Here is an 18,109-nt window from a genome sequence, read left to right as displayed (position 1 = left end):
TTTTTCACGCTCCTTATTACCAATTTTTTCTGACGGGCGGTGTCCCATGATGCAGAATTTCCTGTTTCATACGTAAGACGTCCAGATCATCCGGCAGCAGCGAGACAAGCTGGGCCGATACGCCATAGGCTTCTTCCCACTGTTTCTCTTCCATCAGGTCATGAAGTACCTGTTTTACCTGGTTTCCAAGGATCAAAAATTCCTCCGGAACAGTTCGCTGTGAAGAATGCATTTGTTCCTCCAGAGAACGTAATAGCTGGCTTACGGCAACAGACATCCGGGGATAAACCTGGACTGCCGCATTTAAGAGTGGTATACAGCCAGTCAGGTCACCTTTATTGAAAAGCACTAAAGCGTCTTTCACTATTGCAGCAAATCTATACTGTGAAGGAAGGGCATATGTTTCCGGGGCTGCAAGCACCTCCGGTCGGTATAATGCCTCCGCATCAGTAAGCACGCTCTCACAATATTGTTCCAGAAGCACTGCCGGGCGAGCTGATTCCAAAAGTTCACTGGTAAGAAGCCTTTCTAAACAGCACTGTTCTAATTTCCGGGCATAAAACGGGTATTTTTCTAATAATGGGTTTATCTTTTCATAAAATTGTTCCAGTGTTTTGGTTTCTTTATGTTTTGCAGTTGCAGTGGTATATTCGTTCCAAACTTCCGGGCTCATCCGGCTGACCAGAGGATTCAGTGAAAAACTGTTCCGCACAGCAATTTCGATCAATTCCCACTGAAACCCGGGAGGACAGCTTTCTGCACAAATCGTCCATAGATTCAATGATTTTTGGATTTCTCCGCACTTTTCTGCATGGAGACACTTTTGAAGGCATACATAGAGATTATTCGTATAGAGCCTGTCATATCCGGCTAAAATCTCATTTTGTATTTGGGGATATTTCTTTTTCCATTCTTCCAGGCGCGGATACAGGGGAGAAATCCTGCTTTCATCTTCCCATGGAAGCCAGGAAAGAATTTCACAGACAGATTCCAAATCGCCTGCCTCTGTTGAAAAAAACAGTCCTTCCACATAAACGGGTGCTTCTTCCTCCGCAACATTGTCCATAGTAACGCCTACAGCTCTCTGCCTTAATGCAGCATCCGGGTTTTTACGCAGATACAAAATTTTTTCATGATAAAGCCGGACATATTTTAATCCCTTCCGGTATTTCTTAAGATCCCGGCAGGAAGCAACGAGAGTTACACACAAATAGGCTGACGCAACTTCCAGGGTTCGCGGCAAGACCAGCAATTGCTCGGCTTCTTTTAGGGCAAGCTCCAAATCTCCGGTATAAGAGATCAGCATTGGAAGATTGACCTGGAGCCATAATTCATAATTGTAAATTCGCTTTTCTTTCCGGGCATATTCAAGCCCTCTTCGACAGTAACGGATCGCATTGTCATATTCTCCAATGCTGCGGTATTCCTGCGCGATCTGCATGCAGCTCTGGGGAGACTTCGGATTCTTTTCAAGCATCTCCAGGAGCAGTGGGAGGTTCCGGCTGGTCTTTGTATTCTCAAGATTTTCCCTATCTTTTCTGGCATAGCCGAAATGATGTACAAATGCCTTTAGCTTCTTATCCGGTTCATGAAACGGATACAGGTTTTCATGAATGGGGAACACAAACGTTGTTTCCGGCGTCAGACGGCACATTCTGCCTACATCCGCATCGTAGTAACGTTTTCCCTCCAAATCCATGTAATTGCGTTCCACATAAAATGCACACTGATAATTCCGGTATTCACCGCTTTTAAAGAACTGGATAATCTCTGTCGTATCATCAAACCACTCATCATCATCCAGATACATAAACCACTCTCCTCTGGCTTCCTTTAGTCCGACATTACGGGCTTTTGAAAAATCATTACACCAGGTAAAAGGGATGACCTGTGAAGTATATTGCCTCAAGAGATTCAGTGTCTCTTCATTTTTTCCCGTAAAAACAGCAATCAGTTCGCTGTCCAGTTCCCTCAGAAGGGGTTTTAATGAAGCCAGGCACTTCCCGAGCGTTTCCATTCTGTCTGATACGAGTAAAGAAATTGAAAGCTGTATATTCATAGTTTAGTTCTCCTTATCAGTTCCTGGCGCATCCTGATCAGCTCCACATCTTCCGGCATCAACGGCAGAAGCTGATCCAGAATGCCTGCCGCCTGTACCGTCTGTCCAGCTTCCAATAAAGTGGACAGTGTCCCTTTCATCTGTCCCGCAAGCCGGAAGAATTCCTCTGCGGCCTGTAAAGCCGGATCATGAATCCGCCGTAATACCTGCCGGAGCAGTTCTGTGAGCACCCCAGTCATAGAGGGGAAGATTTTAATACATGTCCGAAACAAATGTACAGCCTCTGTCGGCGTCCCTCTTTCTAATCGGTTCAAAGCATCCAGAGCAGTCATGGCAAAACGGCACTCACCAGGAAGAAATACGCAGGATTTTTCTTCAAACATTTCGCTTTTGTATTGTGACTTATAAAATGCGAGGATGCATTGGCAATAACTTTCCAGCATCCCGGTCAATTCTTCCCACATGAAAAATCCTTTTATAAGTTTCAGTTTTAATGTGTGCTTCCTCAGGCAGAGGCTGTGAAGCGGACAATCCTCCTGCAGCTTCTCTGCACTTTCCAGAACGGAACATGACAGTGTATAGGGTATGTCCTTCAAAGACTCTTCCACGGAGCTATCCCAGGCATACAGATCCATACGGACAGCCAATGCTGATAAGTCGATGCGGTTCAAAAGGGCCTCATGCAGGATTACCTGCTGCAGATATGAATCATCTGAATGCTCCATACACCAGATACTCAGTCTTTCACCCTGCGTTCTTCTGCCATCTGTCAATAAGCTAAGTGCTCTGACAAAGCAAAGATATACGGGAGCAGCGCCATCGGGAATGGTAGAAACATCCAAAGTATCTGACCCGCCTAAAGAATCCGGGTGATCAGCCAGGGAATCTAAAACACGTGAAGCTATGACTGCAAAGCCTGAACCAAAGTTTTCTCTCCACTCTTCAAAATCAGGATAATACCTGCATAACAGGCTTTCTTCTTTCCAGGGAAAGAGTTCCATAAAATGGGAGGCGTGTTCCAAGTCATCCAGCGCCAGGGCGCAGGCCGTACAGTCTGCCCATAACGCATACAGCCGTTCCGGATTTTTTACATAATTTTCATCAAACTCACCATACCCCTGCTTTTCCCATATCCCTGCATTACTGTCCAAATCGTTCAGCAATTGTTCAAATTTTATACCGTAAAGAACCGCTTTTTCAGGTTCCCTTTCTTCTTTATATAAATGTACAAGTTCCTGATATAAGACCAGGAGGATCAATTCCAAGGGATCTTCCTTTTCAATAATTTCCTCAATTTCCCCGATTGCCTGTTGCTTTCCCGGTCTGCTGCACAGCAGGTGAGAAAGGTATGCCTGTAACCAGCCTTTAGAACAGCGGTCCTCTGTATTCTGACATATGCTGCGTCCCGTCCTGCAATATTTCTCTGCTGTTTTCCAGTCCCCTTCCAGGTCATATTCCTTGGCAAGCTGAAGATAATTCTTCACAAAGGCGGGCTGCTCCCGGACAGACTGCTCCAGAAGAGAGATATTCCGGGCGTTTTTTTGACTGCCTTTTGTCTCCCTCCTCTCCTGTGCATATCCATAGTGATGGACACATGTCTGAAAATATTTGCAGGGTTCTTTTCGAGGGGCAAGCTCTTCATGGATCGGATTTTGAAATCGTGTCCAGGGCTGCCGCTTTACCATACGAAATGCGGAAAAATCAGAGTACCTTGTACCCTCCCAATCCTGATAGTTGCGTTGTATATAATGAGCGCTCTGGTAATCCCTGTATTCACCGCTCAGGAAAAAGGCGCAGATTTCTTCTATATCGTCAAACCATTCGTCGTCATCAAGATAAAGGAACCATTCCCCCCTTGCTTTTTCCAGTCCGGCATTTCTTGCAGCAGAGAAGTCGCTGCACCACTGAAACGGGATGACCTGAGGGGTATATTTTTCGGCAATTTTTTTTACTTCTTCGTCTGTCCCGGTAAAGACAATGATCAGTTCACATGGAACCTTTGTTAGAAGAGGCTTTAAAGAATCCAGGCAGCGTTCCAGCGATTCTCTCCGGTCTGATGCCAGCAGCGAGATACTCAGTTTTATTTCCATATGCATACTGTCCTTTCTTAATTATGAACCTGTGTGTGGTATTTCCAGAAAGAGAAAGGGCGTTTTCTTCCATACACAGAAGTATGAACCCTATGTGCAGAAGAAAGCGCCCATCCAATGGACCGGCGCTTTCTGTCGTTTTGATTTTTGAAATTCAATCCAAATATTACTGGATTACTGTAACAACTGAAGAACTCCCTGTGGAACCTGGTTAGCCTGAGCAAGCATAGCCTGGGAAGCCTGAACCAGAATGTTGTTCTTCGTGTAAGTCATCATTTCCTTAGCCATATCTACGTCACGGATACGGGACTCAGCAGCAGAGAGGTTCTCTGTCTGAACACCCAGGTTGTTGATGGTGTGCTCCAGACGGTTCTGCAGTGCACCAAAGTCGGAACGCATGGAAGAAATAATGTCAATCGCCTTATTAACAATGTCTATGGACGCTTGAGCCTGAGTAGCTGTTGAAATATCTACTGCAGTGTTTAGGCTAACTGTATTTCCGTTACTATCAGCCATGCTGGTAGCGCTCATTGCCTTAAGAGTAATGGTAATCTGATTAGCTGTTTTGGATGTTTCACCTGCATGAATAGCAATTCCCTGAGTACCATTATTAAATAAAGAAGTTCCATTGAAGTTTGCAGTATTACTGATTCTGTCAATTTCCTTTCTTAATGCAACGATTTCCTTCTGCATTTCGGCACGGTTTGTAGAAGAGTATGTTCCGTTGGCAGACTGTGTAGACAACTCAACCATACGATTCAGCATGGAGTGAACTTCTGTCAGAGCGCCTTCTGCTGTCTGTACAAGAGATACACCGTCATTTGCATTCTTCTGAGCAGTCTCAAGACCTGTGATCTGAGCACGCATCTTTTCGGAAATAGCCAATCCTGCTGCGTCATCGCCTGCACGGTTGATCTTGTAACCAGATGATAATTTCTCCAGGTTCTTTCCTACAGAAGAGTTGTTGTTTGTTAAATTTCTGTGTGCATTTAATGCAGTAATATTATGTTGGATTCTCATAGTATTTCCTCCTTGAATGATTACCGGGAAATTCCTTTTTCCCGTCTGATTAATTTTTATTTTGGTTTTGCAAGAAGGGTCGGGAAGTGAAATAAATATAGTCTATGGAACATGCCGGCGAACTGTCCAATAAAGTACACTTATTTGGACTGCCCTAAAACTTCTTGACATTTATTATATCGTATGATATCCGAATAACTTAAGACTTTTTTGAAAAAATTTTAAAATATTTTTCGGCTTATTTTAGGGGTTCAGCACCGCCGTTTTCTTCTGCCGTGTCTGCATCCTCCTCCAGTTCCATCTGAATCCCCGTATAAATGCAGGATGCCAGTAGATGGTGCCAGTTTCTTTCACTGTATGTTTCCTATATGAAACATACAGTGAAATCTATGCGCAAGGTGGTATATGAGATTTTTAAATCAGAATCGGAAAATACTTCCAATCATTGTTTATGGAAATATTCAGATATTGGATTTGGCATGATGTTGGTTTTGTTTTATACTCGAAAAAAGTTATTTTATCCAAGGAGGTAGTGGTATGGCAAACAGAATATACGGATACATCAGAGTTTCTACGCGGGAACAAAATATCGAACGGCAGATGCTGTCTCTTTTAGAAGCCGGTATACACAAAAAAGACATCTACGTTGATAAACAAAGCGGAAAAAACTTTCAGCGTCCGGCATATACGAAGATGATGCGCCGGGTACGTGAGGGAGATCTGATCGTCGTGAAAAGCATCGACAGACTGGGGCGGAATTATCAGGAAATCATGGAACAGTGGCGTGTCATTACAAAAGAAAAAGGTGCCGATATCTGTATTCAGGACATGCCTTTGCTGGATACAACAAAGACAAAAGACCTGTTGGGAACCTTTATCAGCGACATTGTATTACAGCTTCTTTCTTTTGTTGCCGAAAATGAGCGGGATAATATCCGGCAGCGACAGGCGGAAGGAATTGCTGCAGCAAAGGCCCGCGGAGTCCAGTTCGGTAAGCCTATGATACCTATGCCGGAGAATTTTCCAGAATTATATGAGCAGTGGGATGCGGATCTGATCTCAATCAAAGAGTTTGGAAATCTATGTAATATGGGCAGAAGCACCCTCTACAAGCGAATCGCAGAGTATAAGGCATTCCTATATCAACGGGACGAATAGAAAATAATCCAAATAAGTGTACCTTTTTAAAACAGTTCGCCGGCATGTTTAAAAGATATATTTATTTCACTTCCTAAATCCTTCTTGCGAAAATTATAAAATATAGCAGACGGGGAAAAGGAATTCCCCGGCATAAATTCAAGGAGGAATCACTATGAGAATTCAACATAACATTACAGCATTAAATGCACACAGAAACCTGTCCAACAACAACTCTTCTGTAGGAAAGAACCTGGAGAAATTATCATCTGGTTACAAGATCAACCGTGCAGGCGATGACGCGGCAGGATTGGCTATTTCTGAAAAGATGCGTGCTCAGATCACTGGTCTTGAGACAGCTCAGAAGAATGCAAACGACGGTGTATCTCTTGTACAAACAGCAGAAGGTGCTCTGACAGAAGTTCACTCCATGCTGAATCGTATGGTGGAACTGGCTACACAGTCTGCCAACGGAACATATTCCTCTGCAAACCGTACTGAGATGCAGAAGGAAATCACAGCTCTGAATGCAGAAATTGACAGAATCGGTGCTACATGTAACTTTAACGGAACAAAACTGTTTGCAGCAGCAACAACAATCAAGTTGCACGTAGGTGAGTCCAGTGCTAATACGAATCAGTTATCTGTAAGCTTCAAGCAGATGGATGCTGCTTCTATTGGAGTAGGAAGTCTTTCTATTACCACTGCTGATACTGCAAAAGCTGCAATTGATACAGTAAATACAGCAATTGATTCGATTTCTTCTATGCGTTCCGACTTCGGTGCATTGCAGAACCGTCTGGAGCACACCATCAACAACCTGGGTGTTCAGACAGAGAATATCACAGCAGCTGAGTCCCGTATCCGTGACGTTGACATGGCTAAGGAAATGATGACCTACACCAAGAATAACATTCTTGTTCAGGCTTCTCAGGCTATGCTTGCTCAGGCTAACCAGGTACCGCAGGGAGTTCTTCAGTTACTTCAGTAAAAATGAATTGAATTTTCATATGGGAAAAAGGCTTCTTTTTAAAGAAGCCTTTTTTTCTGAATAAGCAGTATATAGGTATACTGCCGGTTTTTTATAAAAAAGGAGCAACTGACCATGAACATACAGCTGACAATCTCTCTTCTGGTCTCAGACCGGCCGGATACTCTGAATAAATGTCTGGATTCCCTTGTCCCCCTCCTGAAAGATCTGGAAAGTGAACTGATCATTGTTTATACCGGAAAAAGTCAGGATACGCTGGAGCTTGCAAAGCAGTATACCTCTCATATCGTCCCCTTTACCTGGTGCAGTGATTTTGCAAAAGCACGGAATGCAGGACTCCGGGAAGCGAGAGGAGAATGGTTCCTCTATCTGGATGATGACGAGTGGTTTGATGATACGGCAGACATCATTCGCTTTTTTCAGAGCGGAGAATATCGACAATATGAATCTGCGCTTTATATACAGCGGAATTACCAGGACCGGGAAGGGATGACCTCTTTCGATACAAGCGTGGGACGGATGTGCCGCATCACGCCGGAAACCAGGTTTGTCTATCCCATCCACGAAAACCTGAGTCCGTTTCCCAACCCCTGTAAAAAGCTGGATGCATTTGTCCACCATTTCGGGTATGTGGAACAGGCGGAAGGAAAGAATCTTACGGAAAAAACGAACAGAAACATTCCCCTGCTTCTTCAGCGGCTTGAAACGGAATCCGATGATATTCAATGCTATATGCAGCTGGCACAGGAATATAGGAATATCCTTCAGTTCGACAAGGCGATTGAATACTGCCGCAAAGGGCTTGATTCCGCTGCAAAAGAAAAGAGGATCTTTTCACAGGAACTATGGATGCAGGTAAATCTTCCGCTCTTTATCTCCGCTGCCGGAGATAAGAAGCAGGCATTGGAAGAGGGAGAACGTATCCTGCAGTCTTTGCGTACTCTGGAAGCCAGCGAGGCCCACCTGCATTCGATCCTTTCCGGCTTCTGCCTGGAATTAAAAGAATACGGAAAAGGGCTTGAACATGTCAACACTTATCATGCCAGGATGCGGTACCTGAAACGCCATCCAGAGGATGCTTCACGGCAGAATGGGGGAACGGTGACGTATGAGAGCGCAAAGTCCCGGGCTATACCCACCTATATCGCAGGACTCCTTTTTGCTGTTGAGTTAAATGAACCACGCCGGATGAAAGAGATACTTACCTGGATTCCCTGGGACAATGAATCTGAGATTGCCCTTCAATATGAGACATTGGAGAAATGGAAGGAGGACCATCCGGATCATAGGCAGACCATTCTGGAGGGATTCTCCAGGCTTCAGACAGATAATACCTATGTAAGCCTTCAAAAGGCACTGTACGCAGAAGAGAGGCAGGACATCACAGAGGCCGAAAATTTATTCGGACAATGCTGCAAAGCCGTAAACTCCGAAAGTGTCTTGTGTCAGCTTGCAGGACTTGCGGCAAGAAATAGGTTCGTTATTGATCCAGTATTGGAACAGATCTCCGCAGAGACCTGGGATGTATGCACAAAGAGACTTGCAGAACGTACAGAGATTTCCGAAATGCCTGATTTTCTGGCAGGCATTCAGGCGGGGACGACAGATTATCCAATCTATGCCGGAAGGCTGGAGCAGCGTTTTCTGGAGAGGCAACTGATCCAGGATGGCCTGGATATCTCACAGATTCTGGAATTACTGCGAAGGTATAGCGAACTCACGCTTACAGAAGCAGATATTATATATAATGAAAAGATTTTACGCAATCCGGAGCATTATGCCCTTCCTTTCCAGTATAAATTTGCCTTTATAATAAAAAATATTCTGGAAAACCTGGAACATAAAAGATATGCAGACTGCATCCCGCTTTTGAAAAAAGCACTTCAAATGTATCCGGATATGACAGTGGTCATCAAAAAGCTTAGCAGATATCTGGAAGAAAAGATGAGCGCCTCCGGCCCTGCTGTCTCGGAAGAGTTCGCAGCACTAGGCAGACAGGTCAAACAGGTGCTGTACGGACTCATGGAAAATAAACAATGGCAGGAAGCTTACGGAGTTGTAAACCAGCTGGCTGCACTTTTGCCGGAAGACCTGGAAGTTCTAAAGCTGAAACAGGAAATTCTGCGGCAAAGCAATTTTCAAACACGCTCTAGTGAATGATACATTACACTAGACCATATAGGGGATGCTGCAAAATAGCGCTATATACAAAATAGGGTATTTGATCCGCATATATTCGACCATATGGCGTATATAACTGTATTTGCAGCATCCCCTATGCATGTCCCCCTCTTAAAATTCGAATCCTTCAAAATCAATCCATAAATCATCATAAATGTTCGCCTTTACTCTGTCCCGGAGCGTATAAGTCTTTACTTCAAAATCAGTTTCTTCCAGATGGTACACGAGAATCTTTTGACTGCGCGGATCAATGATCCAATATTCTCTTACTCCTGCATCCATGTAAAGGTTCAGCTTGCGTACATAGTCCTGGCTGGAAGTGCTGGGAGAGACAATCTCAATAATCCAGTCGGGCGCCCCGGTGCAGCCACGTTCTGTCAGCTTGCCTGGATCACAGATCACGCTTATATCAGGCTCTACTATCGTCTTATCATCGTCTTTAAACGGCTTAACTGCAAAAGGTGCAGGATAGACTTTACAATTTCCTTTTTTAGATTGTATATAATTATAAATCATATTATTGACTGCATTTAATATTTCCTGGTGTATCCGGCTGGGGGCCGACATATCATAAATCTGTCCGTCGATCAGTTCCGCCCGGACATCCTCGGGCAAACGGTAATAATCCTCTTCCGTATAGATTTTTAATTGTGGTAAAGCCATGCTTTATACTTCCTTTCAATTGCTGTTTTCTGTTTATAAGTCGATTTTATCATTATTTTTAGATAAATACAATGTGGAAATCCGTTGGAACACAGCTTAGCATGCAATTCGGGAGGAACTTTTCTTAAAATAAATCCAAAAACCATCCCATAATACATGCCGCCATGGGCGAGCTTTGTCCGGCAAGGTGTACCTTTTCAGACAGTTCGCCGGCAGGTCTGAACAGGAACATACGTTTCAATTCCTGAAGCTTCTTCAGAAAAAACTTTTATAACAGAAAAAATGATTATGCAGGGAAAAGGAATTTCCTGACACAAATTCAAGGAGGAAAAATCATGAGAATCCAACATAACATTACAGCATTAAACGCACACAGAAATCTGTCCAATAACAACTCTTCTGTAGGAAAGAACTTGGAGAAATTATCATCTGGTTACAAGATCAACCGTGCAGGCGATGACGCAGCAGGGCTTGCTATTTCTGAAAAAATGCGTGCTCAGATCACTGGTCTTGAGACAGCTCAGAAGAACGCTAACGATGGTGTATCTCTTGTACAGACAGCAGAAGGTGCTCTGACAGAAGTTCACTCCATGCTGAACCGTATGGTGGAGTTGGCTACGCAGTCTGCCAATGGAACTTATCAGAGTACAAATCGTAGCCAAATGCAGACAGAAATTACGAAGTTACAGGCAGAAATCACAAGAATCGCTACTCAGTCTGATTTTAATGGCCAGAAGTTGTTTACTCAGGATACTACTATAAATCTTCAAGTTAGTGACCAGGCGGGCGACTATATTGGGGTTACGTTGGAAACATTAACAACGAAGATTGCAAACTCTCTTGCTATTGATATTAGCGATGCTACTGGCGCAGAGTCTGCTATCGATGAGGTAAAAGCCGATATCGACGCTGTTTCCACCCTTCGTTCTGACTTTGGTGCAGCACAGAACCGTCTGGAACACACAATCAATTATCTGGGCGTTCAGACAGAGAATATTACGGCGGCTGAATCCCGTATCCGTGATGTAGACATGGCGAAGGAAATGATGGCGTACACCAAGAACAACATTCTGGTTCAGGCTTCCCAGGCTATGCTTGCTCAGGCAAATCAGGTACCGCAGGGAGTTCTTCAGTTATTACAGTAATCCCGCAGGGTATAATCATAGAAAGCGCTTATCTACGAGATGGGCGCTTTCTTTTATGTATAACAGTTTCTATGGAACTGTTATACATAAAAGAAAATGCCTATTCGCGGAGTTTGTATGAAAGGATATTATATTATGAAGATACAGCTTAGTATTTCGCTGCTTGCATCAGATCAACCATCGGCTCTGGAACGGTGCCTTGATTCTTTGACCCCACTGCTGATACAGGTTCCGAGCGAACTGATCATAGTCCATACCGGGACAGATCATCGTATACATGAACTGGTTTGCCGTTATACAGATTCTGTCATACCTTTTACATGGAGCAATGATTTCTCTGCGGCGCGCAATGTAGGGATTAAAGCTGCAAAGGGGGAATGGTTTTTATATATTGATGATGACGAATGGTTTGAAGATACATCGGAAATATGTAAATTTTTCCAATCCGGGGAATACCAGAGATATGGTATGGCATGCTATCGTCAGAGAAATTATCATAATTGGTCCGGTACCTATTTCACAGATATTCAGGTTATGCGGATGATACGGATGGTACCGGGAATCCATTTTCAGAATCCGATCCATGAGGAACCAACGCCTTTGTCACAACCTTGCAAATATTTTAATGCATTTGTACATCACTATGGATATGTGAGGACTACTGACCATAGTAAAACATCACGCAACCTTATGCTTTTAAAAAGGGATATGGAGCTGCGGCCGGATTATATAAAAAATTATATCCAACTTGTGCAGGAATATGCTTCGGAAGAGGATTGGAGGAAAGCTGCAAAATATTGCAGGCAAGGATTGACACTATGTAAGAGTAAAGGAGATTTATCTGACTCCCGCCTTGGCTGGCTACAGACAGAACTTGTAGAGCTAACATATATGAGCGGCAGTTACCATCAAGCAGAGCTGGAAGCACTTGCGATCTTAAACGGAGATTTGCCCCATGAACTGCCGGCAGCAGATATCTATGCGGTATTAGTCCTATCCGCTGCCAAGTCCTGGAATTCAGAGAAAACGCTGCAGTATGGGCTAAAATTCGAAGAACTTTTGAAGCACATAGAGAATACCCCGCAAATTTGGACAGAGCAAAATTATGGGAGTCTGTCTGTGGACAAGATCAGGGATCCGAAACGCTTATGCAGATTACGGATGGCATGTTTAGAAGCTGCATTGGATATCGGCAATCAAAAACAGGCTGCTTTTTTCTTCTCGCGCCTTCCTTGGGATAATGCTGGAATGATAGAACAGCTTTATCCCGATTTTGACCGATTGGATTCCCGCTTCCATATACTATTTAGTGAGCTTTTGAAAAAGTCCCCCTCAAACTCGCTCTATCAGGTTTTTTGCAACGCAATACACATGAAAGAGGATCAGAAAGAACGAACGCAGCTTTTCATCAAATGTATCGCAGAATCTGAATCCGACTTTTTGCGTAAAAAAGCAGTAAAAGAAATACTCTCGTCTGGTATAAACATTTTAGATATCGTATGCAGGCTGGATTTGGAAACATGGCGCCAATATATGGCAGAGACTATAAAAAATCTTTCGGATTCAGAGGCACAAAAGGCTTGGGAGGCCAGCAATACACTGAATGAAGAAAATTTATTTTATAAGCTTATTTTGAAAAAAGAATTGCTTGGCAGGTCCCTGCTTCGTGGATATTACACAGGCAAAAAATTTATAGATACTTTGTCAGAATATGCCGAAACCATCCTTTCATATTATAAAATTCAGTATCGGGACGAAATATTCCATCAGGATAATCTGAAAATTTTTCCGTGTTCCTGCCGTTTTGCATTTCTCATTTCTGAGGCATTGCAGAAGCTGGAGAGTATGGAATATGAGAAAGCTATCTGCCTGCTCCATTCCGCACTTCTGCTTGATAGCGAAATGACGGGAGTAATCAATGAACTTGTCTGTGAAATTGCAGAAATGGTAAATACTCCTATATATAGTCCAGACAGTGAATTCCAAATACTGGCAAAACAAATGAAAGAAACTCTGCAGAAAATGCTGGATAACGGCCAGTACACAGAGGCATTTTCTATTGCGTCGCAATTAGCACCGCTGATTCCGGATGATTTAGAGCTGCTGCGCCTGCGCCAGAAAATTTTAAGAGACGGTACAAAATAGTCCGTACAGTCGGGGCTGCTCTTTCTGCATAGATTTGTATGCAACAAAGGGGCTGCCCTGAAATAACTGAATTATCCACAATATATACCGCAAATCATCAAATATGCAGAAATTATTGTGTATGGATCCTATTTCCCAGCAGCTCCTTACTTATATTTAACATATTTTCCTGATATCTTTTCAGACAACAACCTCCAAGATCACTTTATTGCCGCATACAAATTCTTTCATCCCTACATTTTTGTTTTTGTTGAAGTTAAAGCTGAGCAAATATCCCTTTTTTTCATGATAAGTTTCCAGATAATCTGCAAGCTGAGACTCTCCTCTTTTATTATATTCATCTCCCCGCCAGATTTTGACTTCGATTATATATTGCTGACCACGGTAGTCTACAATAATATCAGTACTTTTATTGTCCCTGGTCCGCGATTCGATATAATAATTTCCGGTTCCATTTATAATTGGCTTTAAATATAACAGAAAAAATTTTCTGCCATTCTCCTCAATAAATTTTTCATCAGCGGCATGATACAGGTCATTCCAATGCACCATATATTTTCTCATTACCAGATCCATGTCCAGAATGCCGTTTCGCACAAATTGATTTTTGTCAATATTCCCCTCTTTAAAAATCCGATTGTTCAGTTCTTTTTCTGACAAAAACAGGTCATAGAGGTATGTTTCAAAGATCCTGTTCGCAACGGAAACGTTTCCCTGGTAATTTCTTATAAATCCAAACATGGACGCAATATCAATGACATGATTGCCTGGATTATAAGGAATACTGTCGCCTGCAAAAAGTATGGATCGCATCATTTTACCGAGCGCAGGGTAATCGGTCAGTTTATTGACCAGCGAATCAAATAATGGATTCTTCTCAACGTAAAGGATTTTTATAGCCTCCAAAAAACTTTCCTTTGTCCAAGGAGAATACTTTTCGGAAACTTTTTCATCTAATATTTTACAGATCCTGGACACCAGGAACGGGTAACCGGATGTATACGAGTAAAGCAGTTCTGACATTTCCCCGACATCCATCCCCGTGCGGTGATCCTGCTCATATTCTGACAGCATTTCCCGAATCTGCCCGGCATCAAATCCCATATTTACCTTAAAATCTGCGGCAATATTCCATGGGCTGTTTTTTTGGTGCTCCTGTTCTGAACGGATCCTCAGCTTCAGATTTCGTATGTCGTATACCCCGGCCAGAATGACGGCTTGAAAGGTTGGCCGTTGTCTCATCTTTAGATATTTGCTGCGCAGCATACCTAAAAATGACAAAAAAATCTGTTGGCTTCCCGCCTGGTCAACCTCATCAATCATCAGAACAACAGGTTTTTCTGCCGTACTGCATATCGTTGAGATCAAATTGGACAACGAACGGAAGTTTGCGTCCTGCGAACCAGGCAGGCTCAGATTTCCCAATGCTGATTTTGCTGCTTCTCCAACTCCATCCACTTCTCCATAAATTATAGTATCGTATAAAAGTCCTGCAAATAGCCTGCAGAATGCGTCCTCATTTTGAAAAGATTCTTCCGCAAATCCCTCGAAGCTAATGTAAAATATAGAATATTGACTCTTAAGCTTTTCCTGGAGCATGTCCAGCGTAGTGGTCTTGCCGTACTGCCTTCCCCTGTTGATGGAAAAATATTTTTTGCTGTCGATTAGCTTTTTAATCTCCTGAATCCGCAGATCCAGATTGACCATATAATGCTCTTTGGGATAGCAGGGACCTTCTGTATTAAAATATTTTGCCATAGTTCACAACTCCTTTTACAAGTCATAGCCGGCGCAGCCTTGGACTACAGAAAAAACGATTTTTCTTTTCAAGCGCTGGAATCAGTTCTGTGATCGACATGGATTTATCAACAAAATACAGATCCTTTCATGCGGCAATACAGTCTATCTTTTTTCGATGACACACTGATGCCTTTTTTCCTTCTTTGAATAGTTGATTCCTATAAGTAAGATTTCTCCTGTATAGTTTTCCAACGTTTTTACATATTTACGCTCTTTGACCTGACGTATCGCCCCTTCTGCAGACTTGTTCCACTTTAATTCCATCAGCAGCGCCGGTAATTCCGGATATTCTTTTTTGGGCAGAAATACAAGATCAGCAAATCCTCTGCCAGCCGGCATTTCGCGGACTGGTTTAAAATAATACTGCATGGCGCTTAGATATGCGATGCTCAAAACACTGCTCAGAGAATTTTCATTATTGTACTGCAGGGCAGATGTATAGTCCATGTGGAATCTTTCTATGAGTTCCGCAACAGCGTTTGAATCCATATCTAACGTTGACTGCAGCAGTTCATTGGACCTTACATACAACTCCGTCAATTCGTTCCATTTTTTGCGTCGGGTTGCTTTTGAAAATTCGCTGCGGATCTCTTCATTCGGGATAAATGCCGTTTCCTTTGTCTCATCATAAGCCAGATATCCCAGATGAATCAACAGGGTCAATACGTCATCCTTGTCTTGAAATGTCACCATATCGTTTTGAAAGGAATCCACCTCTACCTTTACGGAGTCTCCGGAAAGCATTTTGATAATATCTGTTTTAAGTCCGTCAAAATCCATGCTGATCAATGGAAGGATCGACTCATAGGTGCCGGTCAGAGACCAGTAGCTTTTAAAATTGCCGCGCATCATGACACTTACGACAGCTTTTGGATTATAAATATGTTCTTTTTGAAGAAAATACCCGTCATACCAGTGTTTTACTTCCTTGAAGTCTTTGCTGTATTTTTCGCATAATGCTTCCACTTCCTTTTCTGTAAAACCGACATATGGGGCCAGAATGCCGGCGTCAAGCATCGTAAATTCATCAAAATTGTTCAATGCCGACTGCGTCTTTATCTTTTTGATCGGAAGAATCCCTGTCAAATACGCAAGATGGATAAATTCGGTTGGCGTAGAGCCTTTGAACAGTCCGCGCAGGAGGGTAATGTATTCTTCCAGAAGCTCGGTGTTTTCCGCTTCGTCACGAATCAGGCAGTCCCATTCGTCTATAATGATAATGAATTTTTGTCCGGTTACTTTGTTGACCGCAGCGAGGGAATCCGGCAGGGAATCCGGCAAAGGCACCTTCTGATAGATTTCCTGCAGTTCACGGATAATATTTTCTTCTATATAAGTAACGGTCGCCGCCGCAGATTTTGCACTGGTGCGGCACCATTGTACATCAATGCGGATCACTTCATAGCGGTTGAGATGGGTATAGAAATCGGAATCCCGACTGATCTCCAGTCCTTCAAACATTTTTTCGGAATCACAACCTCTGCTGTAATAGGCTGCAAGCATGTCTGCCGTGGTTGACTTCCCAAAACGACGTGGACGGCTGTTGCAGATGAATCCTTCCTTTGTCCCCAGAACCTTATTTGTATAGCTTAGTAACTGCGTTTTATCTACGTAGATTTCCGAATTTAATGCAACCTGAAAGGCGCTGTTGTTCGGATTCACAAAGATTCCCATAATTGCGGCAGGCTCCTTTCTGATATATTCTCTGAATTATATGATGATTTTAGCATTATTTTCAAAAAAAAACAATGCAGAAAACAGATTGAACTACTACTTAAAAAATTGCTTGTTACTGACTGCTAGCAATTGTTTTTATTATTCCGAAAAACCGTGAAATGTAGCTGCGACTTTATTACTTCCAGTGAATGTCCGTTTAGTAAGGTGTACTTTATTGGACAGTTCGCCGGCATGTTCCATAGACTATATTTATTTCACTTCCCGACCCTTCTTGCAAAACCAAAATAAAAATTAATCAGGCGGGAAAAAGGAATTTCCCGGTAATTATTCAAGGAGGAAATACTATGAGAATCCAACATAATATTACTGCATTAAATGCACACAGAAACCTGTCCAACAACAACTCTTCTGTAGGAAAGAACCTGGAGAAATTATCATCTGGTTACAAGATCAACCGTGCAGGCGATGACGCAGCAGGGCTGGCTATTTCCGAAAAGATGCGTGCTCAGATTACAGGTCTTGAGACAGCTCAGAAGAACGCAAACGACGGTGTATCTCTTGTACAGACAGCAGAAGGCGCTCTGACAGAAGTTCACTCCATGCTGAATCGTATGGTTGAGCTGGCTACACAGTCTGCCAACGGAACTTATTCCTCTGCAAACCGTTCTGAAATGCAGAAAGAGGTTCAGGCTCTGAGAGATGAGATTGACAGAATTAGTAATACTGCAAACTTTAATGGAACTACTTTGTTCTCTAAGCTTGGCGGTGCTTCAAAAGCCATTAATATCCATGCAGGTGAAACCTCTTCTGATAATAACCAGATTACAGTAACGCTTGTTGGTATGAGTTCATCTTCAATTGGGACGGCTAAGGCTGATATTAGCGGAATTGATATTTCAAAGGCTGATACTGCTAAATCGGCAATTGATTTAGTGAATACTGCAATTGACGCAGTATCATCCATGCGTTCCGACTTCGGTGCATTGCAGAACCGTCTGGAGCACACCATCAACAACCTGGGTGTTCAGACAGAGAACCTTTCTGCTGCTGAGTCCCGTATCCGTGACGTAGATATGGCTAAGGAAATGATGGCTTACACGAAGAACAACATTCTGGTTCAGGCTTCCCAGGCTATGCTTGCTCAGGCTAACCAGGTTCCGCAGGGAGTTCTTCAGTTGTTACAGTAATCCAGTAACATTTG

12 protein-coding genes are annotated in these 18,109 nt (G+C 43.0%); 6 read left to right on the top strand and 6 right to left on the bottom strand.

What is annotated here, in order from left to right:
* Positions 1 to 16: 16 nt before the first annotated feature.
* From EBB54_RS21520 to EBB54_RS21510, 3 genes are all read right to left on the bottom strand, one after another.
* A complete protein-coding gene (locus tag EBB54_RS21520; protein WP_125128924.1) occupies positions 17 to 2,059 on the bottom strand; it encodes a tetratricopeptide repeat-containing glycosyltransferase in 2,043 nt (680 codons plus the stop codon).
* A complete protein-coding gene (locus EBB54_RS21515; RefSeq protein WP_162307179.1) occupies positions 2,056 to 4,149 on the bottom strand; it encodes a glycosyltransferase in 2,094 nt (697 codons plus the stop codon). The genes EBB54_RS21520 and EBB54_RS21515 overlap by 4 nt, the downstream gene beginning before the upstream one ends.
* 174 nt (positions 4,150 to 4,323) lie before the next feature.
* Positions 4,324 to 5,169, bottom strand: coding sequence for a flagellin N-terminal helical domain-containing protein (locus tag EBB54_RS21510; protein ID WP_125128922.1), 846 nt, complete (start codon positions 5,167 to 5,169; stop codon positions 4,324 to 4,326).
* 537 nt (positions 5,170 to 5,706) lie between these two features.
* Between EBB54_RS21510 and EBB54_RS21505 the strand changes: the two genes are divergently transcribed.
* The 3 genes from EBB54_RS21505 to EBB54_RS21495 all read left to right on the top strand — a co-directional run bounded on the left by EBB54_RS21505 (position 5,707) and on the right by EBB54_RS21495 (position 9,457).
* Positions 5,707 to 6,327, top strand: a complete 621-nt coding sequence (locus EBB54_RS21505; protein WP_125128921.1) for a recombinase family protein — start codon at positions 5,707 to 5,709, stop codon at positions 6,325 to 6,327.
* Between the two features lie 154 nt (positions 6,328 to 6,481).
* Positions 6,482 to 7,297, top strand: coding sequence for a flagellin N-terminal helical domain-containing protein (locus EBB54_RS21500; RefSeq protein WP_125128920.1), 816 nt, complete (start codon positions 6,482 to 6,484; stop codon positions 7,295 to 7,297).
* A gap of 114 nt (positions 7,298 to 7,411) precedes the next feature.
* Positions 7,412 to 9,457 carry a glycosyltransferase gene (locus tag EBB54_RS21495; protein WP_125128919.1) on the top strand — a complete coding sequence of 682 codons (2,046 nt, stop codon included), beginning with the start codon at positions 7,412 to 7,414 and terminating at the stop codon, positions 9,455 to 9,457.
* A gap of 132 nt (positions 9,458 to 9,589) precedes the next feature.
* Here the strand turns inward: EBB54_RS21495 and EBB54_RS21490 are convergent, their stop codons facing one another.
* Complete coding sequence (locus EBB54_RS21490) at positions 9,590 to 10,141, bottom strand: Uma2 family endonuclease (protein WP_125128918.1); 552 nt, start codon at positions 10,139 to 10,141, stop codon at positions 9,590 to 9,592.
* 335 nt (positions 10,142 to 10,476) lie between these two features.
* Between EBB54_RS21490 and EBB54_RS21485 the strand changes: the two genes are divergently transcribed.
* Together EBB54_RS21485 and EBB54_RS21480 are read left to right on the top strand one after the other, a co-directional pair.
* The gene (locus EBB54_RS21485) at positions 10,477 to 11,286 is read left to right on the top strand and encodes a flagellin N-terminal helical domain-containing protein (RefSeq protein ID WP_125128917.1); all 810 of its coding nucleotides are present in this window, start codon (positions 10,477 to 10,479) and stop codon (positions 11,284 to 11,286) included.
* Positions 11,287 to 11,403: 117 nt separating this feature from the next.
* On the top strand, positions 11,404 to 13,431 hold the full coding sequence (locus tag EBB54_RS21480; RefSeq protein WP_162307178.1) for a glycosyltransferase: 2,028 nt from the start codon (positions 11,404 to 11,406) through the stop codon (positions 13,429 to 13,431).
* A 180-nt stretch (positions 13,432 to 13,611) separates the two neighbouring features.
* On the opposite strand, the gene EBB54_RS21475 is transcribed toward EBB54_RS21480, so the two are convergent.
* Positions 13,612 to 15,189, bottom strand: a complete 1,578-nt coding sequence (locus EBB54_RS21475; protein WP_125128915.1) for an AAA-like domain-containing protein — start codon at positions 15,187 to 15,189, stop codon at positions 13,612 to 13,614.
* A 144-nt stretch (positions 15,190 to 15,333) separates the two neighbouring features.
* Positions 15,334 to 16,905 (bottom strand): AAA family ATPase, encoded by a 1,572-nt coding sequence (locus EBB54_RS21470; RefSeq protein WP_125128914.1) that lies wholly within the window; start codon positions 16,903 to 16,905, stop codon positions 15,334 to 15,336.
* 347 nt (positions 16,906 to 17,252) lie between these two features.
* On the opposite strand from EBB54_RS21470, the gene EBB54_RS21465 reads away from it, so the two are divergent.
* Complete coding sequence (locus tag EBB54_RS21465; protein ID WP_125128913.1) at positions 17,253 to 18,095, top strand: flagellin N-terminal helical domain-containing protein; 843 nt, start codon at positions 17,253 to 17,255, stop codon at positions 18,093 to 18,095.
* The last annotated feature ends 14 nt before the right edge of the window (positions 18,096 to 18,109 follow it).

Origin of the sequence: Schaedlerella arabinosiphila (assembly GCF_003885045.1) — a bacterium.
Taxonomy (GTDB): Bacteria; Bacillota; Clostridia; order Lachnospirales; family Lachnospiraceae; genus Schaedlerella; species Schaedlerella arabinosiphila.
This window is presented reverse-complemented; position numbering and strand designations above follow the sequence as displayed.